The organism is Enterobacter sp. MGH120 (assembly GCF_001037725.1).
GTDB lineage: Bacteria > Pseudomonadota > Gammaproteobacteria > Enterobacterales > Enterobacteriaceae > Enterobacter > Enterobacter hormaechei_C.
Genome location: NZ_KQ089940.1, coordinates 2,898,889 through 2,924,285 on the forward strand (window position 1 = coordinate 2,898,889; position 25,397 = coordinate 2,924,285).

The 25,397-nt window shown below is 55.2% G+C and carries 20 protein-coding genes and 1 pseudogene; 8 read left to right on the forward strand and 13 right to left on the reverse strand.

Annotated elements, in window-relative coordinates; genetic code table 11:
* Positions 1-124 precede the first annotated feature (124 nt).
* Together SK54_RS13490 and SK54_RS13495 are read left to right on the forward strand one after the other, a co-directional pair.
* Entirely contained in the window at positions 125-2,098 is a 1,974-nt protein-coding gene (locus SK54_RS13490; RefSeq protein WP_045357743.1) for an alkyl/aryl-sulfatase, read from the forward strand.
* Positions 2,099-2,149: 51 nt separating this feature from the next.
* Positions 2,150-3,256 carry a GGDEF domain-containing protein gene (locus SK54_RS13495; RefSeq protein ID WP_048247426.1) on the forward strand — a complete coding sequence of 369 codons (1,107 nt, stop codon included), beginning with the start codon at positions 2,150-2,152 and terminating at the stop codon, positions 3,254-3,256.
* A gap of 97 nt (positions 3,257-3,353) precedes the next feature.
* Here SK54_RS13495 and SK54_RS22805 read toward each other — a convergent pair.
* Both SK54_RS22805 and SK54_RS13500 read right to left on the reverse strand, forming a co-directional pair.
* Positions 3,354-3,416: pseudogene (locus SK54_RS22805) on the reverse strand (hypothetical protein); the annotation flags it as partial.
* 163 nt (positions 3,417-3,579) lie between these two features.
* Complete coding sequence (locus SK54_RS13500) at positions 3,580-5,079, reverse strand: aldehyde dehydrogenase family protein (RefSeq protein WP_017384522.1); 1,500 nt, start codon at positions 5,077-5,079, stop codon at positions 3,580-3,582.
* Positions 5,080-5,320: 241 nt separating this feature from the next.
* Here SK54_RS13500 and feaR point away from each other — a divergent pair, with 241 nt between their 5' ends.
* Entirely contained in the window at positions 5,321-6,229 is a 909-nt protein-coding gene (gene feaR, locus SK54_RS13505) for a transcriptional regulator FeaR (protein ID WP_048247428.1), read from the forward strand.
* On the opposite strand, the gene SK54_RS13510 is transcribed toward feaR, so the two are convergent.
* Genes SK54_RS13510 through SK54_RS13520 form a run of 3 tightly spaced genes read right to left on the reverse strand, consistent with a single transcriptional unit; the run spans position 6,230 to position 9,382 of the window.
* Entirely contained in the window at positions 6,230-6,547 is a 318-nt protein-coding gene (locus tag SK54_RS13510) for a YdbL family probable chaperone protein (protein ID WP_006808832.1), read from the reverse strand.
* Positions 6,548-6,554: 7 nt separating this feature from the next.
* Positions 6,555-6,746 (reverse strand): YnbE family lipoprotein, encoded by a 192-nt coding sequence (locus SK54_RS13515; protein WP_003857369.1) that lies wholly within the window; start codon positions 6,744-6,746, stop codon positions 6,555-6,557.
* Positions 6,743-9,382, reverse strand: a complete 2,640-nt coding sequence (locus tag SK54_RS13520) for a YdbH family protein (protein WP_047062780.1) — start codon at positions 9,380-9,382, stop codon at positions 6,743-6,745. The genes SK54_RS13515 and SK54_RS13520 overlap by 4 nt, the downstream gene beginning before the upstream one ends.
* A 210-nt stretch (positions 9,383-9,592) precedes the next feature.
* Between SK54_RS13520 and SK54_RS13525 the strand changes: the two genes are divergently transcribed.
* A complete protein-coding gene (locus SK54_RS13525) occupies positions 9,593-10,582 on the forward strand; it encodes a 2-hydroxyacid dehydrogenase (protein WP_017384525.1) in 990 nt (329 codons plus the stop codon).
* Between the two features lie 178 nt (positions 10,583-10,760).
* On the opposite strand, the gene SK54_RS22020 is transcribed toward SK54_RS13525, so the two are convergent.
* Together SK54_RS22020 and SK54_RS13530 are read right to left on the reverse strand one after the other, a co-directional pair.
* Positions 10,761-10,934, reverse strand: a complete 174-nt coding sequence (locus SK54_RS22020; protein ID WP_006808842.1) for a GnsA/GnsB family addiction module toxin — start codon at positions 10,932-10,934, stop codon at positions 10,761-10,763.
* Positions 10,935-11,237: 303 nt separating this feature from the next.
* The gene (locus tag SK54_RS13530) at positions 11,238-11,516 is read right to left on the reverse strand and encodes a YdgH/BhsA/McbA family protein (protein ID WP_048247431.1); all 279 of its coding nucleotides are present in this window, start codon (positions 11,514-11,516) and stop codon (positions 11,238-11,240) included.
* Positions 11,517-11,743: 227 nt separating this feature from the next.
* On the opposite strand from SK54_RS13530, the gene SK54_RS13535 reads away from it, so the two are divergent.
* Positions 11,744-12,334 carry a DUF4142 domain-containing protein gene (locus tag SK54_RS13535; protein WP_017384526.1) on the forward strand — a complete coding sequence of 197 codons (591 nt, stop codon included), beginning with the start codon at positions 11,744-11,746 and terminating at the stop codon, positions 12,332-12,334.
* A gap of 74 nt (positions 12,335-12,408) precedes the next feature.
* Here the strand turns inward: SK54_RS13535 and SK54_RS13540 are convergent, their stop codons facing one another.
* Positions 12,409-14,505 carry a pyrroloquinoline quinone-dependent dehydrogenase gene (locus SK54_RS13540; protein WP_048247433.1) on the reverse strand — a complete coding sequence of 699 codons (2,097 nt, stop codon included), beginning with the start codon at positions 14,503-14,505 and terminating at the stop codon, positions 12,409-12,411.
* Positions 14,506-14,515: 10 nt separating this feature from the next.
* Entirely contained in the window at positions 14,516-14,881 is a 366-nt protein-coding gene (locus SK54_RS13545; RefSeq protein WP_032104048.1) for a hypothetical protein, read from the reverse strand.
* Between the two features lie 632 nt (positions 14,882-15,513).
* On the opposite strand from SK54_RS13545, the gene SK54_RS13550 reads away from it, so the two are divergent.
* Positions 15,514-16,776, forward strand: coding sequence for an amino acid permease (locus SK54_RS13550; protein WP_082195380.1), 1,263 nt, complete (start codon positions 15,514-15,516; stop codon positions 16,774-16,776).
* Between the two features lie 87 nt (positions 16,777-16,863).
* Entirely contained in the window at positions 16,864-17,103 is a 240-nt protein-coding gene (locus SK54_RS13555) for a DinI family protein (protein ID WP_003857390.1), read from the forward strand.
* A gap of 320 nt (positions 17,104-17,423) precedes the next feature.
* Here SK54_RS13555 and SK54_RS13560 read toward each other — a convergent pair whose 3' ends face one another.
* The 3 genes from SK54_RS13560 to fhuE all read right to left on the reverse strand — a co-directional run bounded on the left by SK54_RS13560 (position 17,424) and on the right by fhuE (position 21,862).
* The gene (locus SK54_RS13560) at positions 17,424-18,170 is read right to left on the reverse strand and encodes a molybdate ABC transporter permease subunit (RefSeq protein WP_017384530.1); all 747 of its coding nucleotides are present in this window, start codon (positions 18,168-18,170) and stop codon (positions 17,424-17,426) included.
* 14 nt (positions 18,171-18,184) lie between these two features.
* Complete coding sequence (locus tag SK54_RS13565) at positions 18,185-19,099, reverse strand: extracellular solute-binding protein (RefSeq protein ID WP_048247434.1); 915 nt, start codon at positions 19,097-19,099, stop codon at positions 18,185-18,187.
* 594 nt (positions 19,100-19,693) lie between these two features.
* Complete coding sequence (fhuE, locus tag SK54_RS13570) at positions 19,694-21,862, reverse strand: ferric-rhodotorulic acid/ferric-coprogen receptor FhuE (protein WP_045348164.1); 2,169 nt, start codon at positions 21,860-21,862, stop codon at positions 19,694-19,696.
* Between the two features lie 164 nt (positions 21,863-22,026).
* Here fhuE and SK54_RS13575 point away from each other — a divergent pair, with 164 nt between their 5' ends.
* Positions 22,027-23,085, forward strand: coding sequence for a YncE family protein (locus tag SK54_RS13575; protein ID WP_017694072.1), 1,059 nt, complete (start codon positions 22,027-22,029; stop codon positions 23,083-23,085).
* Between the two features lie 260 nt (positions 23,086-23,345).
* Here SK54_RS13575 and dcp read toward each other — a convergent pair whose 3' ends face one another.
* Complete coding sequence (gene dcp / locus SK54_RS13580) at positions 23,346-25,379, reverse strand: peptidyl-dipeptidase Dcp (RefSeq protein ID WP_039270848.1); 2,034 nt, start codon at positions 25,377-25,379, stop codon at positions 23,346-23,348.
* Positions 25,380-25,397: the final 18 nt, after the last annotated feature.

Consider the following 25,397-nt stretch of genomic DNA (forward strand, 5'->3'; position numbering starts at 1 on the left):
CCGAATTATTCTCCCCGATTATAGTTATTGTTACCTCGCTTAATCCTTTTGCATTTCTTGACACACTTTCACCAGGATTCGAAGTCTCCATAAACAACGTCACAGTTTACTGAGAGGTTTTAGGATGAGAATCAATGAGATCGTCAGGAGTCTCGCGCTGGCGGGATGTTTTATTTCGGCCAGTTCCGCCTGGGCCGCAGAAGCACCTAAGGATGCCACCGCAGCAACGCAGCAGGCCAACAACGCACTCTTCAACCAGCTTCCTTTCTCCGATAACACCGATTTTACCAACGCCCACAAAGGGTTTATTGCCCCGCTGCCTCAGGACATTATCAAAGGTGAGCAAGGCAACACCGTCTGGGATCCGCAGCAGTACGCTTTTATCAAAGAAGGCGATAAGGCGCCCGACTCGGTTAACCCGAGCTTATGGCGTCAGTCCCAGCTGATTAACATCAGCGGTCTGTTTGAAGTGACCGAAGGCGTCTACCAGATCCGTAACCTCGACCTGTCAAACATGACCATTATTGAAGGTAAAGAAGGCATTACCGTGGTCGACCCGCTGGTGTCGGCGGAAACGGCCAAAGTCGGGATGGATCTTTACTATAAAAATCGCGGTAATAAGCCTGTGGTCGCCGTTATTTACACCCACAGCCACGTTGACCACTATGGCGGCGTGCGCGGCGTGGTGGATGAAGCAGATGTGAAGTCCGGCAAGGTGAAAGTCTACGCGCCCGCCGGATTTATGGAGGCCGCCGTCGCGGAGAATATCATGGCGGGTAACGTCATGAGCCGCCGCGCCAGCTATATGTACGGCAACCTTCTGAAGCCGGATGCGAAGGGCCAGGTCGGTGCGGGTCTCGGTACCACCACCTCCGCCGGGACGGTGACCCTGATCGCCCCGACCAATATCATCGAGAAAGATGGTCAGAAAGAGGTGATCGACGGCCTGACCTATGATTTTATGCTCGCGCCGGGATCGGAAGCGCCTTCCGAGATGCTCTGGTATATCGAAGAGAAAAAACTGATCGAGTCTGCGGAAGATGTCACCCATACCCTGCACAACACCTACTCCCTGCGCGGGGCGAAAATTCGTGAGCCATTGCCATGGTCGAAATACATCAACCAGGCGATTGTACGCTGGGGTGACAAAGCCGAAATCATTATGGCGCAGCACCACTGGCCGACATGGGGCAACGACAACGTGGTTAACCTGCTGAAAAGCCAGCGCGACCTCTACCGTTACATCAACGACCAGACCCTGCGCATGGCGAACGAAGGGCTGACCCGTGACGAGATTGCCGCCAACTTCAAACTGCCAAACTCCCTGGCCAATACCTGGGCAAACCGTGGCTATTACGGTTCTGTCAGCCATGACGTTAAAGCGACCTACGTGCTCTATTTAGGCTGGTTTGACGGCAACCCGGCGACCCTGGACGAACTGCCGCCTGAAGAAGCCGCGAAGAAATTTGTGGACTATATGGGCGGTGCGGATGCCATCCTGAGCAAAGCGAAAACCGACTTTGAACAGGGGAACTACCGCTGGGTGGCTCAGGTGGTCAGCAAAGTGGTCTTTGCCGATCCAAATAATCAGGCCGCGCGAAACCTGGAAGCGGACGCGCTGGAGCAGCTGGGTTATCAGGCTGAATCAGGCCCGTGGCGTAACTTCTACCTGACCGGCGCGCAGGAACTGCGTAACGGCGTGGTGAAAGGCCCGACCCCGAACACCGCCAGCCCGGATACCGTGCGCGCGATGACGCCAGAAATGTTCTTTGACTATCTGGCGGTGCACATTAACGGTGAAAAAGCGGCGGATGCAAAATCGGTGTTTAACATCGACCTCGGCAGCGACGGCGGTAAATACAAGCTGGAGCTGGAAAATGGCGTGCTGAACCACACGGCGAACGCCGAAGCGAAAGACGCTGACGCGACCGTGACCCTCAACCGCGATACGCTGAATAAAATCATCCTGAAAGAAGTGACGCTTAAACAGGCGCAGGATAATGGCGATATCAAAGTGACCGGCGATGCCGCAAAACTTGATGCTATGCTCGGTTACATGGATAAATTTGAATTCTGGTTTAACATTGTGACCCCGTAAAGGCAGCACTCGCGGGCGGACGTTCCGCCCGCTCAAGGAAAATTCTCTTCAATGGAAAAAAGACATCCAGCCACACCCGAACCCGCGATATGGCCTACCCGTAAATCAATGGTTGTTCACGGGCTGGCCGTGAACCTGCCGTGGCTCGCCTTTGTGAATGCCAGCTTTGCCCTTATGGTCCTGCTGCGCAATTCGTTGTTCGGCCATATCGATGCCCTCCTGCACATCAGCCCCCCTCTGCGGCAGATGATTGACGCCTCCATGCTGGGCGTGGTGATCCTTTCCGTGGCGCTGGTGATCATGGCCTGGCGCCACATCCGCGGCGTCAGCGCCGTTTTGTTTATGTGCAGCCTGCTATGGTCGATAAGTTGTTACTGGTTTATCAACGTGTTACAGCTTCCTCATCCCTGGCCTATATTCGTTACCCTGCTGATGGCCGGTATGACCGCGCTCTATTTTCACCCGGTTGCACTGCTCTGCTTCACCGTTCCGCTATGGGTAAGCCTGCCCGTTGCCAGCATGCTGCTGAATCAGGAAATTAATTATCGCTTTGCCGGGCTGTGGGTGGTGTTCACGTTCATTCTCGTGTGCGGGCGCTATATCCTGTTGAGCTGGTTTGAAGAGGCGTGGCGTCGCAACCAGCAGAATCAGCGTTTAATTTCGCGGCTGGATGCGCTGGCCCATCAGGATCCACTGACGAAAACGGCCAACCGCCGGGCGATGGAGCTGGTGCTGGAAAACGCCGTGGAGCAAGGCAAACGCTTCGCGGTGCTGATGCTGGATGTCGATTACTTCAAACTGTATAACGATACCTACGGTCACCAGGCCGGAGATGCGTGCCTCGCGCGGGTGGCAGAGGTGCTGAACACCTCGGTGCGCACGCCAGAGGATGTGGTTTCGCGCTACGGTGGCGAGGAGTTTGTGGTGATCCTCTTTGACTGCGAAGAAAGCATTGCTGAGAAAGTCGCCGCGCGGATCCAGGCTGGCCTGCGCAACGCAGCCATTCCGCACAGCGCGTCGAAGGTGAGTGAATGTGTGACGGCGAGTATGGGCATTGCAGGCTATACCGCAGGGCTTGCCGGCCCGGAAATCATCGCCCGCGCCGATGCGGCGCTGTACAGGGCGAAGGAGGCCGGGCGGGATCGATGGTCGCTGTAAGTTACGCCGGGTGGCGCTGCGCTTACCCGGCCTACAAAACCAACCTTTTCCTCGATCCCGTAGGCCGGGTAAGGCGTAGCCGCCACCCGGCGTTTTTTTAATACCGCACACACACCGACTTGGTTTCACACCAGCCGTCCAGCCAGTCGGGGCCGAAATCATTGCCCGCGCCGATGCGGCGCTGTACAGGGCGAAGGAGGCCGGGCGGGATCGATGGTCGCTGTAAGTTACGCCGGGTGGCGCTGCGCTTACCCGGCCTACAAAACCAACCTTTTCCTCGATCCCGTAGGCCGGGTAAGGCGTAGCCGCCACCCGGCGTTTTTTTAATACCGCACACACACCGACTTGGTTTCACACCAGCCGTCCAGCCAGTCGGGGCCGAAATCGCGCCCGGTGCCGGACTGCTTCATGCCGCCGAACGGCAGGTTGGCGTCTATCAGCGTGTGGCTGTTCACCCACACTGTTCCGGCCTGTAACCTGTCGGTATACGCCAGCGCTTTACTGATGTTCTGCGTCCAGACGCTGGCCGTTAAGCCATATTCAGTGTCGTTCGCCAGCTGAAGCGCCTCTTCCCCATCGGCCACACGAACCAGGTTCACCACCGGCCCGAAGACCTCTTCACGCGTCAGTCGCAGATGATTATCCGGGTTGACCACCAGCGTTGGCGAAACGTAATAGCCTTTGCCGTCTGGCCCCCGGTTCCCGGCGATCAGCTCCGCATTGTGCGCCTTCGCCTCATCCAGGAACGCCTGAACCTTATCGCAGTGGGCGCGCGACACCAGCGGGTTGATAAACGCCTCCGGCGACATGCCCGGCCCGACGCTCAGGGATTTCACGGCCTGTTCAAACCCGCTGACCAGCGTGTCGAACAGCGGAGCCTCAATATAAATGCGCGAGCTGGCCGCGCAGACCTGCCCCTGGTTCAGGAAGCTGCCGGTCATCAGCCCTTCAATCACCCACGCCGGGTCGGCATCTTTCAGCACGATGGCCGGGTTTTTGCCGCCCAGCTCCAGCGTCACGCCCGTTAGCGTGTCCGCCGCCGCGCGGGCAATCTGCTTGCCCGTCGCCGTCGAACCGGTAAAGCTCACTTTGGCAATGCGCGGGTGCGAGGTCAGCGCCGCGCCACAGACGGCGCCACTGCCGGTCACCACGTTGAACACACCCTCCGGGATCCCCGCCTCGCTCGCCAGTTCCGCCACCCGTAACAGGGTGAGCGGCGTGGTTTCCGACGGTTTGATCACGATGGAGCAACCTGCCGCCAGCGCGGGCATCACTTTCCACATGCCAATCATCAGCGGGAAGTTCCACGGCACAATCCCCGCCACGACTCCCACCGGCTCTTTACGCGTCCACGCCTGATAACGCGCGCCCTGCGGCAGTGGAATCGAGAGATCGAGAGTTTTACCGGCAATTTTGGTGGTCAGCCCTGCCGTGTAGCGCATCCAGTTCAGGGTGCAGCCCACCTCGAAGGCGCGGGAAATGTTAATCGATTTCCCCTGCTCCAGGGTTTCGAGCTGTGCCAGCTCTTCGCCATGCTGTTCCACCAGATCCGCAAACCGCAGCAGGATACGTTCCCGCTCTGCCGGCAGCCGTCCGGCCCAGCTTCGGGCGACAAAGGCGCGCCAGCCAGACATCACCGCACGATCGACATCATCGACGCTGGCATCGGCGGTAGAGGCAATAACCTCTCCGGTCGCCGGGTTGTAGACGTTCAGACGCTTTTCGCTATCGGATGCCGCCTGACGCCCTTCGATCCACAGGCCGTGCTGGCGATCTAAAAACTGCTGCACGCCCGGCAGGATGGCGACATGTGATTCGGACATAGAATACTCCTTCGTTATGCTTCGCAGGGTGTGTATGCAGTCTAAGAGGGGATTCGCATTCCTGCTTTTGTCTGTGTGACATTCGCTTTGCCAGCTGTGACAGGGTCCGCAAATCGTGATAATTCCCGCTTATATCGCTGTAACCGTTGAGTGTTCTTTCCTATAGTCAGCCTCGTAGTCCTGACAAAATGCAACATAAATGCAACAATGCGAAAACAGTGACGGTGCAGCGAGAACATCAATGGCGTGTGCAAGCGAACAGGACAATTTTCAGCAGTGGCTGGCGCAAATTAACCAGGTTTGTGGGCGCTTTGCGGCACGTCCGTTAGAGGGGGCGTTTCTCGGCGAGCTGGAAACCAGCTACACCCAAAGTCTGAAGCTGAGCACGGTGACCGCCGCAGGCGTTAACCTGTTTCGCACCCGTCAGGAGATCAGAAACGGCAACGACGCCTGGTTCTACACCGTGTTTCAGCTGGAAGGCAGCGCCGGAATCGAACAGGACGACCAGCGCGCGATGCTGAAAGCCGGGGATATCACGCTGATTGACGCCTCCCGCCCGTGCTCCATTTACTGGCAGGAGCGTTCCCGCCAGATTTCGCTGCTGCTCCCGCGACAAATCATTGAGCAACACGCGCGTTTTCAGGAAGTGAGATGCGCGCTGCCCCTCTCCCGCAGTCTGCCTACCGTACAGCTGAGCTACCGTCTGTTGCAGGAGAGCATGGGCAATGCCGATCTCAGCGCCAGTGAAAGCGAAGCGGCGCTGGAGGCGATGGTGTGTCTGCTGCGTCCGGCCTTCCAGCAGCATGACGAGGTGCTGCCGCGCAAGGAGCGTCAGTTCCGCCACGTTTTGTCCCTGATTGATGATCATATTCAGTCGGAGGCGTTAAGACCGGAGTGGATAGCCTCAGAGAGCGGCATGTCCGTGCGTAGCTTGTACCGCATGTTTGCCGGGAAAGGGCTGGTGGTAGCGCAGTATATTAAGAACCGTCGCCTCGATTTATGCGCTCAGGCGCTGCGTTCCATCAGCGATGACGAAAAGCTGGCGGGGATTGGCTACAACTGGGGCTTTACCGACCATAGCCATTTTTCCACCGCCTTTAAGCAGCGTTTCGGGGTTTCGCCGGGCGAATACCGCAGGCGTTACCGCTAGCTATTTTTTCAGCCACTTGCCGTTAATTCCCTTCACGTACTCACCCGGCTGCGCGCGGGCCACCAGCTTTTGCCCCGCCATTTTCGCCACCTCGTCGACGGGCAAATTATTACTGTCAGCCAGCTGCTGGTAACTTTCCGTGCGTGCGGCGTTGATACGGTTCACCAGCGCCAGGGTTTCAGCGTCGTGCTGAACGGGCGCAAGATAGCCGCTCAGGGTTTCCCCTACGCGCCCCTGGGCACGCGCATCGTTGAGCGTAAGCGTGGCGGCGTGAACGTTCATCCCCAGCGCCAGTAACATCAGAGCTAATCGTTTCATGACATCCTCAGAACAGATCGCTGCGGGATTTCAGCAGGGCTTCAACGTCTTTATCCACCTTGATATGGATTTCATGCTCGATTTTCACGTTCATGTTGATGGTGATCGGCTCTTTGGGCGCCGCCACTTCAATGCGCGGCGTGCAGCCTGACAGCAGCGCGACGACGGCCACGGTGAGTACACCAGCCCTCTTTTTCATTGTTGTTCCTCACTTTCCTTGCCTGTCGAACCGCGGAGAAGGGGTATCGCCGCATGTTGCTCAAACCATGTTTGCAGATTGTCCCCAAAGCGCAGGCTGCGCCAGAGGGTAAAAATGTTCTCTTCATGGGTGTAATTCAGGTTTACGAAACTGCTTTTGCCCTCGACGCGGCTGGTGCCTTTAATGGCCGCCTGCATGGTTAACACACCCAGATTATCCACATTGAGTTTTGTCCACGACTGCGAAATTTCCATATAGCGGAGCCAGTTGATCGCCGCCCCGGCAACCATGTTGTCTTTCACAATGGCATCCGCCGTGTCCTGGTCGATGCGCAGCGTCATCGGCCCCGGGTTGGTCAGCCAGCCATCTTTAATGATCCATTTTTCATTGTCCAGCCAGAACGGCAGCGCGCCGCTCACCGGGCCGGACATGGCAAACTGCTTCGGATTCACCGCGCTTATCAGTTCGCTGGAGGAAATATTATCCACGCGCAGTAAAGCCGGATCGTGCTGCGGCATTCTCAACTGCTGCATGGTGATTTTCCCGCCGAGCGCTTCCACCTTCACGTTGGTGAGCAGGAGCGGGTTCGCTTCGGTCCAGGGATAATCGCCCTGGAGATCCGCGGTGATATTTCGGGCTGTGACCAGGTTTTTCACCTCGTCGATTCGTAACGTTACCGGCCCGCGCGTGCCCAGCGACCAGGTACCCTGGCTTAAGCGGAACGGCAGAACAAAATCCACGCCGTTGATTTCGTTATCCGGCATCCACGCGCTGCCCGCTTTCAGCACCCCGTGCCCCCCGGCCTCAAACCCCTGATCGGGCGCCGCAGAGAAAGCCACCTGCGCGTACATTTCGCCGCCGCGCAGGGTCATTTTCCAGTCTGGCGGGATCAGCGGCTGAAACACCGTAAGAGACTGTTTTGGCCACCAGGCCTGACCGCGAAGGCGTTCGCCGTCCCAGCGTCCATTCACCTGGACCGGGCCGATGTCGTCCGCATGCAGGTTCCCTTTAAACTGGAACACCGTCGGGTCTGTCCCGTCAACACTGAAGGTCAAAACGGACGGCGGCAGCACGCTTCCGCCTGAAAAGCTTGTTTGCCCGGCGTTAAGCGCGAGCGCGCCGCTAAAGGTGGGGTTATCCGGGTCCCGCGACCAGCGCACCGGGTGATCCAACACCAGGCGCGGCTTGCTGACCAGCATCGTACCGTACTGCAATTTGTCGAACCCCGTGGAAAGATCGGTCAGTTCGATAACGTTGTCGCGCCACTCCCCGGTTCCCCGGACATCCCAGCGCGCGTTCATTGGCGTGAAATTCCCTTTACCCCAGTAGCGCCACTGCCACAAACCGTTGTCCGGTAAAAAGTCGTTAGCCTGGCCGTCCAGATGCAGCTCAAAATCGCCCATTTCGTTTTCATGCGCCCGCAGAATGGCTTGCAGGCGGCCGTCCACGCCCTTCTGCGTGAGCTTCACGCCCGCCAGCGGCCAGCGGATCTCATCGATATCCAGCGAGTCGATGATGCGCCCGCGCGAGCGCAATAAAGCGCCGGGTTCAAACGTAAGCTGCGGATCGTAAAGGCTGCCGGTCAGCATCGCCGGGAGCCTGGCATACAGGATCAGATCGTTTTGCTTGGCTTCCCCGCTCAGGTGCAGCGGCATAGCGCTGTTATCCATACTGAGCGAGCCGGGACCGATATTCAGCACCGCGTTGCCCTTACCCGCATCCCCCTGGGTCAGCACGTTGAGCCGCCCCGTGAAGGTGGCTTTCTCCAGCCCCTGCTGCCAGTTATCCACTTTCAGCCCGACGCGTCCGCTCATTGGCACGCCGGAGGCTAACCAGTTCCAGCGTCCGTCGCTGATGGTCAACTGCTGAGCGGTGATCTGCCACGGTAAATCGAGCAGCGGATCGGGGTTGTCCCGCGCCATGACCACCAGCTGGCCCTGATTGTCCTCCCAGTCCAGATCGGCATCGACCAGCGAGGATAACTGTGGCACGTTAAAGGTCGCGACCGTATGCCCTTTCACCGGCACGCCGTCCGGCACCAGCGGCAGGGTGAATTCACCGACCAGCTTCACGGGCTGCGGCTGATCCGGCAGTTGCACATCGAACTGGCTGATGGAAAGGGTCTGGCCGCGTAACTGCCCCTTAATGCTCACCTGCTCGCCTTTATAGGTGATGTCCTGGCGGGCTGGCGTCAGAGAAGCTTGCAGTTCACCCTCCCACTGCTGCCAGGGAGAAAGGGTAAAGCGATGGATGGTCAGCCAGGTGTTGGGCAGGATGGCCTGCCACTGCGCCAGCGTTTTCGGCGCCACCGTAGATGGCGCCGATTGCGGTAATTTGCTCAGGCAGACAGAGTTAAGTTCAAGTGCGCCAATATCCAGATCCCAGCGGCTGGGGTGTGACAGAGTCACGTTTTCCACGCGGGCAATTTCACACTCTTCTACCAGATAGCGGAGATCGGGGATGATCAGGGCGTGGCGCGTGAGCCGTGGGCTTTTTTCAAACGCGATGCGCGTTCCGACGGGGAGCCAGATCCCGGCGAGCGTGGGTACCCACTGGGCGAGCGTCATCAGCAGCGTCAGCGGCACAAGAAATAGCAGCAGTAATAGCGCGATTGCGGCTTTGTATTTACCCTTCATGGGCAGTTAATATCCTGATTTTGCGAAAAAAATAAGCCGTTCTTGCCGCTCATTGTCGCATGTTTAGCCAGTCAGTTGAAGGTAATGCCATTTTTAAGAGTAGATGCTCTACAATAATTCATAGAACTTATTGATTTCAATGAATTTTGAAAAATTGTAAGATAATTTTAAACATGCTAACGTGGTTCCAAAATCACTGGAGAAAGTCTTATGAAACTCGCGGTATATAGCACAAAGCAGTACGACAAAAAGTATCTGCAACATGTTAACGAGACGTACGGTTTCGATCTTGAATTTTTCGACTTTCTGCTAACTGAAAAGACGGCTAAAACCGCCCACGGCTGCGAAGGCGTGTGTATCTTCGTTAACGACGACGGTAGCCGACCGGTGCTGGAAGAGTTAAAAAAACAGGGCGTGAAATACATTGCCCTGCGCTGCGCGGGCTTTAACAACGTCGATCTCGATGCCGCCAAAGAGCTGGGTCTGAAGGTCGTTCGCGTCCCGGCCTATTCTCCGGAAGCCGTGGCAGAACATGCGGTCGGGATGATGATGTCGCTCAACCGTCGTATTCACCGTGCCTATCAGCGAACCCGTGATGCTAACTTCTCTCTGGAAGGGCTGACCGGCTTTACCATGTACGGTAAAACCGCAGGCGTGATCGGTACCGGCAAAATTGGCGTGGCCGCCCTTCGCATCCTGAAAGGATTTGGCATGCGCCTGCTGGCGTTTGATCCGTACCCAAGCGCCGCTGCGCTGGAGCTGGGCGTGGAGTATGTCGATTTGAAAACGCTCTTCTCGCAGTCTGACGTTATCTCCCTGCACTGTCCGCTGACCCCGGAGAACTATCATCTGCTTAACCAGTCGGCGTTCGACCAGATGAAAGACGGCGTGATGATCATCAATACCAGCCGCGGCGGGCTGATCGACTCTCAGGCGGCTATCGAAGCGTTGAAAACGCAAAAAATCGGCGCGTTGGGTATGGATGTGTATGAGAACGAACGCGATCTGTTCTTTGAGGATAAATCTAATGACGTGATCCAGGACGACGTGTTCCGTCGCCTGTCTGCCTGTCACAACGTGTTGTTCACCGGACACCAGGCGTTCCTGACCGCCGAAGCGCTGATCAGCATTTCGGAAACCACGCTGGGGAATTTGCGTCAACTCGAAAAGGGAGAAGCGTGCCCGAACGCGATAGTGTAAGCCTGGTAACCCGGGTGGCGGCTACGCCCTGCCCGGCCTGTGGATTGCGTTAATTGTAGGCCCGGTAAGCGCAGCGTCACCGGGCTTTTTGGCTTCAATCCTGCCACGCGCAGGATAGTCTTAGCTGACGTTTGCCGCTCTGCTTTATCCAGTGTCCCGAAACAGGTAATAATTTTGATTAAATAAGTTTGATTTTTACCTCATACCCCTCGAGGCCTGTCATGGCTTCACGAGCGATAAACTCAATTTCAGACACTTCCTGCCCTGTTTTTTTACGTAACTCTGAAATTTTTTTGGTTATAAGCGCTGAAATTTCTTCTTCTGCCTTTTGCGTCAGTGCGTCAACGTTCATGTTTACCTCTTGCAACCGTTTACTGTTTCCATTCTCCAGCAGGCGACAGCTAACGATTAACTGCCTTTCACCATAACTGTATGTAAAGAGTAGACTATCTGTGTAACGTATGCAGCCGTCGCATTTAAATATGCATTTAGATTGCATTATTTGAACAAGGTGTTATTGTCCCAAAGCCTTAGAGCACAACACATAAACATAAGAATAGATTTGACTCACACTCGCCCCGCATCAGGGGCATTTTTTTGGTTGTTTGTAAGCAAAAAACCCGCCAGAAGCGGGTTTTTGAGTTATTCGAGAAAATTATTTAAAGACTTCTGCGACGGCCTGGAAGTTAGGGCCATGCTCGCGGGCAGCGATAATGACGTAGTATTTCCCGCCCTTCTCGTCTGCCAGTTTGGAGAGTTTTTGATGAAGATCTGAAGGTGAGGAAATTTGTCCACCTGAAGCCCCTACAGATACATTACCAAGGTATTCAAGTTTGAAGTGGTGCGCTTCATCCTTGGAAATCATATCTGCCGCAGATGCGCCGAAGCTTACTACTGTTAAAGCCAATACACTCCCTAATAGTGCTTTTTTCATATCATTCCTCCTGTTGATGAATCTATATATTTAACATTAGCAGCAAATATGTAAATGATCCGTATCAATATTGTAGAAGGATTGAGCATCACGACCAGCCATTACTGACCTGAACAGCGGGTACAGCAGGTTCATCTACTATACTGACCTGTGCAGTCGTCATTTATCTGCCGGTTGCGCCTGAAGCAACCGAAACTTACCTGTACCATGACCATCAGGAGAACAATATGCATACGAGTAAAACCCTGAAAAGGCTGCTAGCCGTATCAGCAGTTGCAGCAATGTTCAGCACCGTTGGCGTACAAGCCCAGACAACCAGCGCCGCGCAAACTCAAACTGCGGGCCAGGCTCAACCGGACGCCAGACTCAGCTCCGGCGACGAGAAAGCATTGAAGGACATGGCGCAGGCCAATATCAACGAAGTTGCCGCCGCCAGGCTCGCCCTCGACAAGGCCCAAACCAGTGAAGTGAAAACATTCGCCCAGAAAATGGTCGACGATCACGGCGCCGCGCTGACCAAAGTCAAGACCGTTGCCCAGAAAAAGGGCGTGGAGCTGCCGACCGAACCAGACGCCGCGCATAAAGCCCTGAACTCAAGGCTGGAAAACCAGCGCGGTGACGCTTTTGACAAAATGTATATGGAATATGCTGGCGTGAAGGACCACGAGAAGGTGCTGTCGAAGCTTAAAAGCGACGCCAGTAAAATCGACGATCCAGATGTGAAGGCTCTGGCCAACGAGCACACTCCGGTCGTTGAGCAGCATCTGAAGTCCGCCGAGCAGATGTCAGCGCGTGCTGGCGCATCAGCCGATAAATAACGCGTCGGTAAAACAACTACTGCAAAATAAAGTGGGGCCCGCAGGCCCCACGCTTATTTCCCCTTCCTGCTGAATTATTCCGGCAAGGCGTAGACCACCACCTGATCGCCCACCTGATCCTTCAGGATCGTATTCCCGCCAGCCACGAAGGCCACATACTGGCGACCTTTATATTCATAGACGGACGGGTTCGCTACCGCCGGAGCTTCGGCCTGATCGGACCACAGCTCTTCACCGCTCTCTACCGAGTAGGCACGCACTTTGGCATCCATTGAGGCACCGATGAAGATCACGCCGCCCGCCGTCACTGCCGGACCACCAATGGTAGGCGAACCCCAGCTTTCCGGCATGAAGAAGCCATACTGCTGGGAGGCGCCAACCGGACGACGCCATTTCACATCGCCCGTGTGCATGTCCAGCGCCACGATTTCACCAAACGGCGGTTGCCAGCACGGCATGCCAAGCCAGTTGCTCGCCACCAGCAGACGCATACCGTACGGGGCGCCTTCCTGTGGGGCAAAGCCGCTTTCGTTGCCGGAGTCTTTGTCTGCGTTATCGTAATCCTCACGGCTGTACAGCTTCACGTACTGGACGATATGCGAGGTGTTGACGATGGCGATCTGTTTTTGCGGATCGAACGCCACCCCACCCCACTGGACGCCGCCGGCGCTATCGGGATAGGTGAGCGTGCCTTCGCCTTTGGTGGTTGGCGGGGTATACATTCCTTCATAGGTCAGGTTATCCCACAGACGGGAGCACTGGCCGCCACCGACGATATCCGCCAGCTTCCAGATTTCCGGTTTTTTCGACTGGTCGAGCAGCGGCGCGGGTTTGGTCGGGAATGGCTGCGTGGGCGAGAGAACTTCGCCCTGGACCGAACCATCACCCTGCGGAACCGGACGTTCTTCGATTGGCCATACGTCCTCCCCCGTCAGGCGGTTAACCACAAACAGGAAACCCTGCTTGGTGGCCTGCACCAGCGCCGGGATCTGCTTGCCGTCTACGGTGATGTCCATCAGAGTCGGGGCGGAGTTGATATCGTAATCCCAGACGTCGTGGTGTACCCACTGACGTGACCAGACCACTTTACCGGTGTTGATGTCCAGCGCGGTGGTCGAGGTGCCAAGCGGAATAGCGTCTACGCGGTTGCCACCCCAATAGTTGGGAGACGGCGATGAGACCGGGAGATAGACCAGCCCGTTAGCCTCATCGGCGGACATGTGCGTCCAGACGTTGGCGGTACCGGTACGCTTGCGGATCTCTGCGGGGATCGCCTCAAAGGTCCACTCAAGCTTACCGGTCTGGGCGTTGACTGAAAATACGGTGCCCGGAGGGGCTTCGGCATAGGCCCAGTCCTTCCCGGCCCAGCCCACCAGCAGATGGTTGCCGACAACGGTTGGCGGTTGCAGGACAGAGAGCGGATACTTCGCGTTAACGGTGTTCCACTGGTTCAGATCCAGCACGCCGTTGTTCGCAAAGCCGCTGCACGGTTTGCCTGAATCGGCGTCCAGCGCAAAGAGCTTGCCGTCAACGGTGCCCATATAGACCATCTTCTGGCATGCCTCACCTGTCACCGGATTTTTGGCCTGCCAGTAGGAAACGCCGCGATTTTTCAGCACCGGCTGGGTCAGCGCCTTGCGCGACGATTTGGTGTCATAGTGCCACTTCTCTTTACCCGTCCCCGGATCCAGCGCAATCAGGCGATCGAATGGCGTGCCGATGTAGAGCGTATCGTTGGCGAAAATGGGCGTTGCGGACCAGACGGTAGCTGGCGTATCGCCTTTACCGTCCGAGACGTCGCCGGTATGGAACTCCCAGACTTTCGTTAATTTCCCGACGTTATCCGCCGTAATTTGGGTCAGGGGACTGTATTTCTGCGCGTTAAGCTGGCCGTGGAAGCTGTCCCAGGTGGCGGTGCCGGGCACCAGCGGCGTCGCTGGCTGGCTGGCCGAGGCGACTTTCTTTCCATCACCGCTGCCGGTTGAGGCATCGCCGGTGGTTTTTGTGGTTCCGGGCGCCTGCTGATCGGCCGCATCAATGTTCAGTGATTCCTGTGTCCCCTGAGAGGCTTCAGCGGCCTTATCCTGCGCCTGTAGCGCGAGCGGAGCGACCAGCAGCGCCAGCGCCGTCATGCTGACTTTTATGAAGGGATAATGCTTATCGTTGTGCACGGGCGGCTCCTCAGCTTCTGACGGGATGGTTGTAACGAGCGGAATGGCTGCTCAGCATAATCAGACCAATCAGGCCGACCACCATGGCTGCCGTTATGATGTACTGGTGCAGCAGCGCGGCGGCGAAAGCAATACCCGCCAACACCACCAGGGTGACAATAATCAGAAAAACGCGCGCCCCACGACGCGATGCCGCACGTAACATAAAGGTCAGTATCGCCAGCACTACGCTGGCAATGACCACGCCCAGTGCGCCAATGGTGCCAGTGACGCCGGTAAGCGGCGTCCACCAGGCGTATAGCGCCACCGCAAAGGCTATTATCGCGGTCAGCAGCAGCAAAATGCTACCGACCCGCGAGGATTGAGAATGCAACATACCAGGAAACCCCCTCTAAAATGCAAAATTGACCATTATTAAGGCGTTTTCGTGAATATATACCCCTGCTGCCCGCCGCTATTAAGGGAACGCGACGTGTGGAGCGGCGACCTATTTCACTAAACGTAACTGAGTATAGAAGAGGATTTTCTTATGGGGCGTTTAATAGCAGGCATACGACGTCCTGAACCCCTTCGCCACCATAAAGAGAGCGTTATGTTACAAGACGGTTCGAAAGCTACGAGCGGGTTACGCGATTGTCTACATTCTGTTTTTTAATTTCAGGCATAACGGGATAATTTCACGCCCAATAAAATAATTAAACAAGCCCCCCTTCAATATGATGGCGCCTTATGGTACTTAATAAAACAGGGTGTTTATTCTTTAATTAACAGACGTGCAGGCAGGGAAAGTCAGTCGTTATTTGTTCGTTAATTTAACAAATCCCTTTCTTAATTAACCGCCTGTTAAAGCATCGTCAAAGAATAACGATAGTTATTGCAGGCATACACATAAGGTTTTCGGTATGCAACATCAAACCCCTCCCACCCGTGACGTGATGGCGCAGCGACGACTACAGACAGATAAAAACTAAATAAGTCGTCGCCCCTCTAACAACGCGGTAAAATATGATGAATAAAGCCACAACTCTCTCAGCTAATATTACAACACGCTCTAACTGGCACTGGCAGGATAATATCTGGACGCTGGGCCTTTATGGTACAGCCGTCGGAGCGGGAACACTGTTCCTTCCCGTGGAAATCGGCACCCGTGGTCCGGTTATTTTTCTGGTTATGCTCCTGCTGGGGCTGCCGTTATCCCTGATCCCCCATTTACTCCTTTGTCGTGTGTATATGCGTGAAGAGAAGACTGAAAACGGCACGTTGCCGATCTTCGGCTCCTTCTTCAGCGGACGGGGTGAAAAGCTGATCACCCTGTTCTATTGTGTGACCTTCTTCCCGGTAACCCTGGTTTACGGGGTGGCGCTGATTAATGCGCTGAGTAATTTACTGGTGGAGCATCTGCATATTACCGCCATCAGCCGTGGGCCATTGTCGTTTATCGTGGTTGCTGCGCTGTATGTGGTGCTTAGCAAGGGCCGGGACAGAGTCGTGGCCATTATGAGCGCACTGGCGCTGCCGTTCGCGGCATCTGTACTGCTGATCGCCGTATCACTTATCCCGGGATGGCATCTGTCTAACCTGACCGATACGGCCGCTGAAATGACCGCCACGCCGCTGCCGGTAACGCTGAAAAATATCTGGCTGACGCTGCCGCTTATTACCTTCTCGTTTTGCTGTGCGCCTATGGTCTCCCCGCTGAGCTCTTACTACCGGGAGAGGAAAGCGGAGGGTGAGAAAAAGGCACCGTTCGTGATCCGTATCGCCTACTTAGCTATCTTCGCCAGTATCCTCTTTTTCGTGCTGAGCTGCGTGCTGGGGATCCCCCATGACAACTTTGTGCGAGCGAAGGCGGAAAACCTGAATGTGCTGTCGGTGATGAAGGGAAACGGTGATTTCAGCCTGATTTACCACATTGCCCCGCTCATCGCTATCATCGGTATGACGAAATCCTTCCTCGGCGTAGGTCTGTCGGTCGCACAAACGTTTGGTCAGTTGGCTGCCAGCGTATCCGGCAAAAAGGCCAACGCCAGCAAGCGGCTGGCCTCTCTGGCGCTGTTCCTGCTGACCTATGGCATTGTTTATGCCAATCCGGATGTGCTCAGCCTGATTGAAATGTTCTGCGGACCACTGATCGCGGTGATCCTGTTCCTTATCCCGGCGTACCTCATATACACCCGCCCCTCGCTGGCAGAGCTTCGCGGCGTGACGGTGTTTTTGGTCGTATTGGGGGGGCTGGCAACGCTGTCTGCATTGCTCTGGACAATGCTTTAGTCTGAACGCCGTTTGACTGTACCCATATACAGTAGTATTTTACGTTCAGGCTGAATCACATGCGTAATATCCATAAGGTAAACAATCATGTTTGTGGAACTGGTTTATGACAAGCGAAACGTACAGGGGCTGGAGGGAGCCAGGGAAATCATTCTGGCCGAACTGACAAAACGCGTGCACCGGATTTTTCCTGATGCCAGCGTGACGGTTAAGCCAATGCAAGCGAACGGCCTGAACAGCGACGCCAGCAAAAGCGACCGTGAAAAGCTCAACCGCATGCTTGAGGAGATGTTCGAAGAGTCGGACATGTGGTTAATACAAGAGTAACCGGGCGCAAAGCCCGGTTCTGGCTTCGGGAGACAAAGAGCATACAACGTTAACTTTGCGTAATTTCTTCCGCTATCGCGACGTACCGATTTACGCCTCCATAGTTCCCACAGCATAATCCCACCGATCCGATTGTAAGACATATCCAGCGCGCGCCACATTTTCTTCCTGCCCTGTACTCTCAGTCTGACTGACTGGAGGTTTCTGTGTGTGGCCTTTTATGAAGAATCCGGTTTGGGGTTATTCGAGGTAGCCCGCTGAAATGGAAACGTGAGCAAGCTCATCCGCTATGAACGAGGAACGGACGATCTAAGGGGTGTTCATTTCCTGGCCATTCGTTTGCCAAGAGCAAAGCAGACCATTGGCAGGGGAAGCGTCACTACCAGCAGCATCCATAGCAAAGTATATACTGTGTCCACCCCGTCATTTTGCAGATTGGTATACAGCTTTACCGGTATACCCTGCGGGAAATAAGCAAAGATCATCACGATCCCGAACTCGCCTACCGCGCGAACCCAGGCGAGTGTTACGGCAGAAGCCAGCCCAGGCAATGCCAGGGGTAAGGTAAGAAAACGAAAGCGGTTCCAGGGAGAAGCTCCCAACGTTTGTCCCGCTTCAAGAATATTTTTGGGAACAGTGGCAAACGCCGAACGCGACACCACGATAAAATAAGGCAAAGCGCCGTAAACCTGAGCCAGCACAAACGCCGCCGGATTATTTACCAGCGTAGCTCCCAACAGTGAAAGCCAGCGGCCAATCACGCCATAAGGCCCGAAAGCCGAAACCAGCAAAATCCCCATTGCCAGCGGTGGCGTCAGCAGAGGGATCATCACCAGCAGTTCACCGATCAATCGTTTTCGACCCGTGGCTTGTGACAGCCACCATGCCACCGGCATGCCGATAAGAATGATAATTCCGAGTGCCAGCACACCCAGTCCCATAGAGACGGCAATGGCGCTGTCGTCGCGCCAGGCCAGCTTCAGATGATGCCAGGGCGTGACGCTAATCAGCGTGATAAAGGGGATACTTAACAGCAGGATAGCGGGCAGAGATAACCACCCCGCCACCCAGCCCGATTTTCTTAGCGGGCGTATAAGCTGTCTCCTATAGGTTCGGCGTAGCCAAACGCTTTGAACAATTTCTGCCCCTCGGCGCTTTGCATGAACGATACGAACTTTTGTCCCTGTTCTACACCATTCGGCGCGTTTTTCAGCACTGCCGCATAGAACACCATTGGTTGAGTGTGCAGGATTTGATCCTGGCCTTTGCTGTCTTTAATGGTAAAACTGACGGTGTCATACCACTGTTTCGTCATCGCCGGGTTGCTGAGGTTTATTTCATCCGGCAGCGCGACATACGGCAAATGCGCTGAGCGAACTTCACTCTCGTATCCCGCTGCTGCATCCACCTGACCGCTTTCCAGACGCGCCAGCAGCCCTCCTTCCTGATGAGTCTGCTGTGGGTTTTGCAGCGAGCCTAAAATTTTATCGGTGATGCCCGGCATGTTGTAATACTTTTCCGCCAGCATCAGGCTAAACACAATATTCTGGCCTTTTGGGTCGACATAAGGATCGGTGCGGCCAAATGAGACATCTTTCTGCGTCAGCAGAGTCAGCCACGAGCCGTCTTTCTTTCTGTTGGCCTGTTCAAACTGCGCTGCATATTTACCCTCAGGACTGTAAGCGACCACCATGCTGGTACTGGCGACAGGGACCGCCTCATCTATCAGCCCGGCGTCTTTGAGAATTTGCATCGGTCCCGGGGTGATGGAGACAAACACATCGGCCTCAATTTTGTGGCTTGCCAGCAGGCGTGCCATCCCGTATGCACCCTGGCCCTGCCCCTGATAGCCGTCGTTATTTGCTCTGGAAAAAGCCGGACCTAACCCCTGGTCCATTACTTTGCCCATGGAACCGGCATAAGTCACCCTGATATCCTTTGCCAGCGCCATGGATGGCATTTGCAGCAGCGCAACCGCCACCAGCACAACCTGCATTCGTTTCCTGGCCATAAACACCCTCTCGTTATATATTCGTTTATATATCGAATTTTCCAGAAAAATCACCGCAATGACAACCTCCTCAAGCGCGCCGTTGATGCAAGGTTGAATAAAAGGAAATCGGTCTGGGTGGTGCATGGTCGACTTAGTCAGATGTTGTCATCCAATTGTGGGCAATTGTTCATGAAACATGCTGCGTAAACTCCTCGTGGCTTTGCTTAGAAGAATCTTGAACTCATTGTCATCAATGTCTTTTGCACAGTTGTAGCCCAACTCGCTATATAGATAGATACATAGTGATTAAATAACTTGAGGAGTTGTGTATTGCTCAGGATTCCCCTCGAGTCTGAGGGCGTCCTGTTCATTGAATATTTACGCTTTTGCGTCTGGCTGTTTTACTGCATATCCAACATACGTCTTCTTTAACTGGCCCAATGTTTCAGGCACCAGGCTCGTCACCCGTTCAAACCGGCACTTTATTCGTTACCAGGATGGCAATGGCATGGCGGCCATCGCCGTGTCGTTGCCGCTGGTGGGGCCGAAGCGCATTTCGGAACAGGTGATGGCCAGGATAGCGATAAGCTGATTAGATCAGAATGTGTAACTCATGCTTACCGAGACGCTACGCGGTTCGCCATAGACGGCAGAGTCATCAAGGTATGAGTAGTATTCGCGGTCGAACAGGTTACGAACGTTTGCCTGCACCGCCAGCTGTTTCGTCAGCTGATACTGCGCGAACAAGTCGACGAGCGGATAGCTGCCCTGATAGAGGCGCTGCGTCTCGCCGTCCGGACCGGTGACATCTTTGTACACCTGATTCTGCCAGTTCACGCCGCCGCCTACGGTCAGATCCGGAAGCGCCGGGACGCGGTAACGGCTGAACACCTTAAGCTGCGTCTGCGGCGCAAAGCTGTTGAAGCGGCCATCTGAATCACGGGCAACATAGCGGGTCGCGCTGAAGGTAAGCTGTAGATTGTCGGTAACGGCACCGTTCACCTCAAATTCCGCCCCTTTGCTCACTGCGCCTTTGGTTGCCCGATAAGCTTGTTCGCTGGATCCATTAACGAATACCCCGCTGATTTCCTCCCCCGCGTTCTCCTGTTCTATGCGGAATACGGCAACGTTGGTGGTCAGTCGACCGTCCATCCAGTCTGCCTTCAGGCCGGTTTCATAATTTTTACCGGTGACGGGAGAGAGCCATGCACCCTCTTTCGTGCGTTTGGTTTGCGGGGCAAAAATTGAGGTATAGCTGGCGTAAGCGGAAAGGCTGTCGTTGATGTCATACACCAGCCCGCCGTAAGGGGTGGTGTTGTATTTACGCATATCGCCGCTGCTGCCATCTGAGCTGTACTGGGTATAACGTGCGCCAACGATTAGCGACAACGGATCCGCCAGCGACAGGCGTGCCGCCGTATACGCCGATTTTTGCCGCACGATATCATCCGCATTTTGATACCAGTCGCCCCACTCCGGCTCGGCCACGCTGCCGTCCCAGCTGTTGTTGAAGATGCCAATCTGAGCACTGTCCATTGGCCCGTCTTTGCTGAAGGTAGCATTGTGCTGTCGGCTATAGTTGGCTCCGGCCATCAGCTGATGTTGACGCCCGAGAAGTTCAAAAGGCCCGCTGGCGTAGGCATCAAAGGCGTCCAGAGTGCGCTTGCCGCGATCCTTACTACCCCAGCCTGATGCGCCTTCTCCGGTGGTGGCGTCCGGATTGCCCATCACATAAAGCAGGGTATCATTGAACGTTTGCTCGCCGTGGGTTCCATTGAAACGCACCGACCAGCCGTTATCCCAGTTGTGGGTGAGGTTAGCAAAAACTTTACGCGACTCAACGGAGTATCCCGTCCAGTCTGCCGAGGTATTGACGTTGCGATCGTAATGGGTACGGCTGCCGTTACTGTACAGGCTGGGTAATCCGCCCCAGGTCGGGTTGGCTGTGTTTGTTTGCTGATAGTCCCAGCCCAGCGAGGCCGTCGTGTGTTCCGTTACATCGCCTTCAATGACGCCATAGAGAAATTTCTTGCGCTTGCCATATCTGTCAAGCCAGCTGTCCTGATCCTGATAACCTGCCACGACGCGCCCACGCAGGCTGCCGTCGGAATTGAGGGGCGCGGAGATGTCGCCCACATAACGCTGTTTGTTCCAGCTTCCGTAACTTGCGCTGACGTTGCCCCTGAAGGTTTTACTGTCGGCACGTTTACGCACCATGTTCACCGTTGCTCCCGGATCGCCAGCGCCGGTCATCAGGCCGTTTGCGCCACGCACAATCTCTATACGATCATAAATGGCAGTATCTTCCTGCGCATCGCCAAAGTTCCACGCGTCGCCCATTGATGTGGGGATCTCATCGTAGGCGAAATTGGTGATTTCAAAGCCGCGGGAAAAGTAGCTGGAACGCTCGCTATCAACCTGCTGCGACGAAACGCCGGTGGCATTGGTAAGTACCTGGTCAATGGTTTGCAGGTCTTGATCCTGCATACGCTGGCGCGTCACGACGCTGACTGACTGGGGGATATCGCGCGGGGTCAGCAGCATTTTGGTGCCTGAACGCGTGGTTTTTACCGCATAATCCTGCTGCGAGTCGGCGCTCCCGTTCCCGTCACCGTAGACAACCATCTCTTGTTCTTGCGTATTTTCATCCGCCTGTGCCGGGTGCATGACGGCGGACATTGCCAGCGCAAGCAGTGAAAGTGAGAAGGAAGCAGGAATTAACCCTGCGGGCGCTTTCGCGCGATTAGCCCTGCCTTTAAAAATCATCATGTTACCTGTCTGTTGTTGTCGTTATGTGCAAATCATTCATCCAAATAAGAATGGAAATGATAATTATTTGCTTTATTATGCACAGGTAATTTTGTAAGTTAAATGTAAATAAATGTATATTTATCAAAATCAGCGCGGCTCGCGCATGACAGGAACAAAAAATGAACACATTCCATTGGCTAAAAGGAAAGACATGGGGCTTAAGCATTCTTACCGCGGCGTTAACCCTGAGCGCAACGGCGTCAGCAGCCCTCCCGGGTTCGGCTGAGCTCAAGCAGCGCGAACTCGCTGACGGTCTGTATGAGATGGTTTACTCCCCAACGGCAAACGCGTTGTACGTTGCGAGCGCACAGAGTTTCAAAAACGTCAACGGCGGGGTGCTCTATAAACTGGATCCCACAACGCTTGCCACGCAAGGTGAAACCCACACCGACCTGAAAAACTTCGGCATGGCAGCGGACGATAATGGCAAGGTCTACTACACCACCAACACCCTTGATGGCGGGGTATCGAAAGTGGACGTGCAAAGCGGCAAGGTGCTACAGCGCCTGATGTTTGAAGGCAAAGACAAGGATGGCGACCCGGTTGGTGCGCGTGAAATCCTCTTCCACAAGGGACAACTGTTTATCGGCGGCGTTGCCGACCCTGGGTTTATCTCCGTGGTTGATGCCAACACCATGACGCTAAAAGCCCGAATCGAAAATGCCGGGAAATGGGTGACGGGGATTATTTATTCGCCGCTGACAGACCGCCTTTATGCCGCCAATGGCGGCGGTGAAATTCTGGTGATTAACCCGGAGACGTATAAAATCGAACAGCGCTGGACGCCGGGAGATAAAAAAGCGTATTTGTTCCTGAATATGGCAGAAGATCCGGCCACCGGGCGCCTGTTCGTGACTGATGATTCAAAAGCCAAAACCACACTGGTATTTGATGAGCGCAGCGGGAAAGTTATCAAGCGTCTTAAAGGCGATGCGCTGGGAATAAAGTTTAACGCTGAGCGCAACGAAATTTTCATCACTCAGCGCGAATCCAGGAAGGTGTTGCAGCTTGACGCCGGGAGCTATGCTGTGAAAAACAGCTGGACGTTCACCAGCCATCCCAACAGTCTTCTGGTAACACCGGACGGTAAAACGTTATACGTAACCGTGAAGCAGGACTTCAATGACGACAACACGACGAAAGGCCCGGATAGTGTGGTTCGTATTTCATTAAATTAAACAATATACAGCCATCCTGTGAGGGATGGCTGACTTATAAAGGTGGACGCTGAAGCAGTATATTTAGTCCGGCCAACGGATAAAGCCGGGTTAAAGCGCCAGATGTTCTAAAGTCGCGGGGATCCTTACTGGGTAAAAGTAAAGGTGTAGCTACGTGAAGCTGGCCCCTATCCTCCTGCAAATTTCGCAGAATTAAGGATTCATTTTGGGAAAGAAAAAACCGGGCCTCGCGCCCGGTTCTGTTCCCACACTAAAAAGCCTTACGCACTCAATCCGCGATTCTCCAGCATCGGTTCGATCTTCGGATCGTGCCCGCGCCAGTTCCGGTAAAGTTCAGCTAAATCAGTGCTGTTGCCGCGGGACAAAATCGCCTCGCGGAATTTCTGTCCGTTTTCGCGCGTCAAACCGCCCTGTTCGACAAACCACTGATAGCCATCGTCCGCCAGCATCTGCGTCCAGAGATAGGCGTAATACCCTGCCGCGTAGCCGCCGCCGAAGATATGGGCGAAATAGCTGCTGCGATAGCGCGGCGGTACGGCGGGAAGATCCAACCCCTCTTTTTTCAACGCGGCGGCTTCAAAGGCTTCCACGTCTTCAACGGGCTCCTGAATGCCGTGCCAGTTCATATCCAGCAGCGCGGCGCTCAATAGCTCCGTCATGTCATAACCCTTATTAAACTGGGTCGCATTGAGCATTTTTTCCCGCAGCGCATCCGGCATCGGTTCGCCTGTTTGATAGTGACGAGCAAAGTGTGCAAACACCTGGGGATGGCTGGCCCAGTGTTCATTGATTTGCGAAGGAAATTCAACGAAATCACGCGGCGTGTTGGTGCCTGATAGCGTGACATAGCGCTGGCTGGCAAACAGGCCATGCAGCGTATGGCCAAACTCGTGGAACAGGGTAATCACATCATCCCAGGAGATCAGCGCGGTCTGCCCGTTCGCCGGTTTTTGATAGTTGCAGACGTTATAAATCACCGGACGCGCGGCAAACTCATAAGACTGCTCAACAAAATTCCCCATCCACGCGCCGCCCGCTTTGGAATCACGCGCGAAAAAGTCGCCGTAGAACAGCGCCATGCCTTCACCCGTGTGGTCGAAAATCTCCCACACGCGAACATCCGGGTGGTAAACCGGAATATCGAAACGCTCGACAAAGCGGATACCGAACAGCTGCGTGGCGGTCCAGAATACGCCATCTTCCAGCACGGTATTGAGCGCGAAATAGGGTTTGATCTGCGACTCATCCAGCGCGTATTTCGCTGAGCGCACGCGTTCGGCATAAAACGCCCAGTCCCAGGCCTGTACCGTAAAACCACCCTGCTCGTCGTCGATGACCTTCTGAATATCCGCCTGCTCCAGCGCGGCCCTGCCGCGTGCCGCAGGAACTATCCCGCGCATGAATTCGAGCGCGGCTTCCGGCGTTTTCGCCATCTGATCGGCAATGCTCCAGCTCGCATAGTTGTCAAAGCCGAGCAGCTGCGCCTGTCTTGCCCGCAACGCGGTAAGCCGACGGATCAGCTCGCGCGTATCGTTTTCGTCGCCTTTCTGAGTGCGTTCCCAGCCCGCGCTGAACAACTTTTTACGGGTCTCGCGCAACGACAGCGCCGCCAGCGCGGGCTGTTGCGTGGTATTCAAAAGCGGGATCAGCCAGCGATCCTTCAGCCCTTTTTCTGCGGCAGCGTGAGCCGCGGCAGCCACCTCCTCCGCACTGAGCCCGTCAAGCTGGTGAACATTGTCCACCACCAGCCCTCCCGCCTTGTTCGCCGCCAGCAGGCGCTGGTTGAACTGGCTGGTCAGGGTGGCGGCTTCGGTATTCAGGGCTTTCAGCTCGGCTTTTTCATCGGCGTTCAGACGCGCGCCAGCAAGAACAAAGTGCTGATACATCTCCTCCGTCAGTCGTCGGGATTCGGCATCCAGCGCCTCGCGATCCTGCCAGACGGCTTCCACGCGGGCGAAAAGCGTATCGTTTAGCCAGATATCGTTCGCCAGCCCGGCCAGTTCGGTGGAGAACTGCTCGTCCAGTGCCTGAAGATCATCGTTGGTGTGTGCGGACGTCATGGCGAAGAACACGCTGCTCACGCGCGACAGCATGGCCCCGCTCTTTTCCAGCGCCAGCACGGTATTGTCGAAGTCCGGCGCGGCGCGCTGCGCGATAATCGCGTCAATGTCTGCACGCTTCAGGCGCATTGCTTCATCAAATGCCGGACGATAATGGCTGTCGTTAATCGCATCAAAACGTGGCGCCTGATAAGGCAACAGGCTAATTTCAAAAAAAGGATTGTTGACCGACATCGTTTACTCCTGAGCACG

Excerpts from the sequence above, each read along its gene's own strand:
- SK54_RS13535 (WP_017384526.1), top strand. The coding sequence starts at position 11,744 with ATGCATACGAGTAAAACCCTGAAAAGGCTGCTAGCCGTATCAGCAGTT.
- SK54_RS13545 (WP_032104048.1), bottom strand. The coding sequence starts at position 14,881 with ATGTTGCATTCTCAATCCTCGCGGGTCGGTAGCATTTTGCTGCTGCTG.
- SK54_RS13520 (WP_047062780.1), bottom strand. The coding sequence starts at position 9,382 with ATGAAGGGTAAATACAAAGCCGCAATCGCGCTATTACTGCTGCTATTT.
- feaR (WP_048247428.1), top strand. The coding sequence starts at position 5,321 with ATGGCGTGTGCAAGCGAACAGGACAATTTTCAGCAGTGGCTGGCGCAA.
- fhuE (WP_045348164.1), bottom strand. The coding sequence starts at position 21,862 with ATGATTTTTAAAGGCAGGGCTAATCGCGCGAAAGCGCCCGCAGGGTTA.
- SK54_RS13515 (WP_003857369.1), bottom strand. The coding sequence starts at position 6,746 with ATGAAAAAGAGGGCTGGTGTACTCACCGTGGCCGTCGTCGCGCTGCTG.
- dcp (WP_039270848.1), bottom strand. The coding sequence starts at position 25,379 with ATGTCGGTCAACAATCCTTTTTTTGAAATTAGCCTGTTGCCTTATCAG.
- SK54_RS13490 (WP_045357743.1), top strand. The coding sequence starts at position 125 with ATGAGAATCAATGAGATCGTCAGGAGTCTCGCGCTGGCGGGATGTTTT.
- SK54_RS13530 (WP_048247431.1), bottom strand. The coding sequence starts at position 11,516 with ATGAAAAAAGCACTATTAGGGAGTGTATTGGCTTTAACAGTAGTAAGC.
- SK54_RS13565 (WP_048247434.1), bottom strand. The coding sequence starts at position 19,099 with ATGCAGGTTGTGCTGGTGGCGGTTGCGCTGCTGCAAATGCCATCCATG.
- SK54_RS13525 (WP_017384525.1), top strand. The coding sequence starts at position 9,593 with ATGAAACTCGCGGTATATAGCACAAAGCAGTACGACAAAAAGTATCTG.
- SK54_RS13555 (WP_003857390.1), top strand. The coding sequence starts at position 16,864 with ATGTTTGTGGAACTGGTTTATGACAAGCGAAACGTACAGGGGCTGGAG.
- SK54_RS13495 (WP_048247426.1), top strand. The coding sequence starts at position 2,150 with ATGGAAAAAAGACATCCAGCCACACCCGAACCCGCGATATGGCCTACC.
- SK54_RS22020 (WP_006808842.1), bottom strand. The coding sequence starts at position 10,934 with ATGAACGTTGACGCACTGACGCAAAAGGCAGAAGAAGAAATTTCAGCG.
- SK54_RS13500 (WP_017384522.1), bottom strand. The coding sequence starts at position 5,079 with ATGTCCGAATCACATGTCGCCATCCTGCCGGGCGTGCAGCAGTTTTTA.
- SK54_RS13510 (WP_006808832.1), bottom strand. The coding sequence starts at position 6,547 with ATGAAACGATTAGCTCTGATGTTACTGGCGCTGGGGATGAACGTTCAC.
- SK54_RS13550 (WP_082195380.1), top strand. The coding sequence starts at position 15,514 with ATGAATAAAGCCACAACTCTCTCAGCTAATATTACAACACGCTCTAAC.
- SK54_RS13575 (WP_017694072.1), top strand. The coding sequence starts at position 22,027 with ATGAACACATTCCATTGGCTAAAAGGAAAGACATGGGGCTTAAGCATT.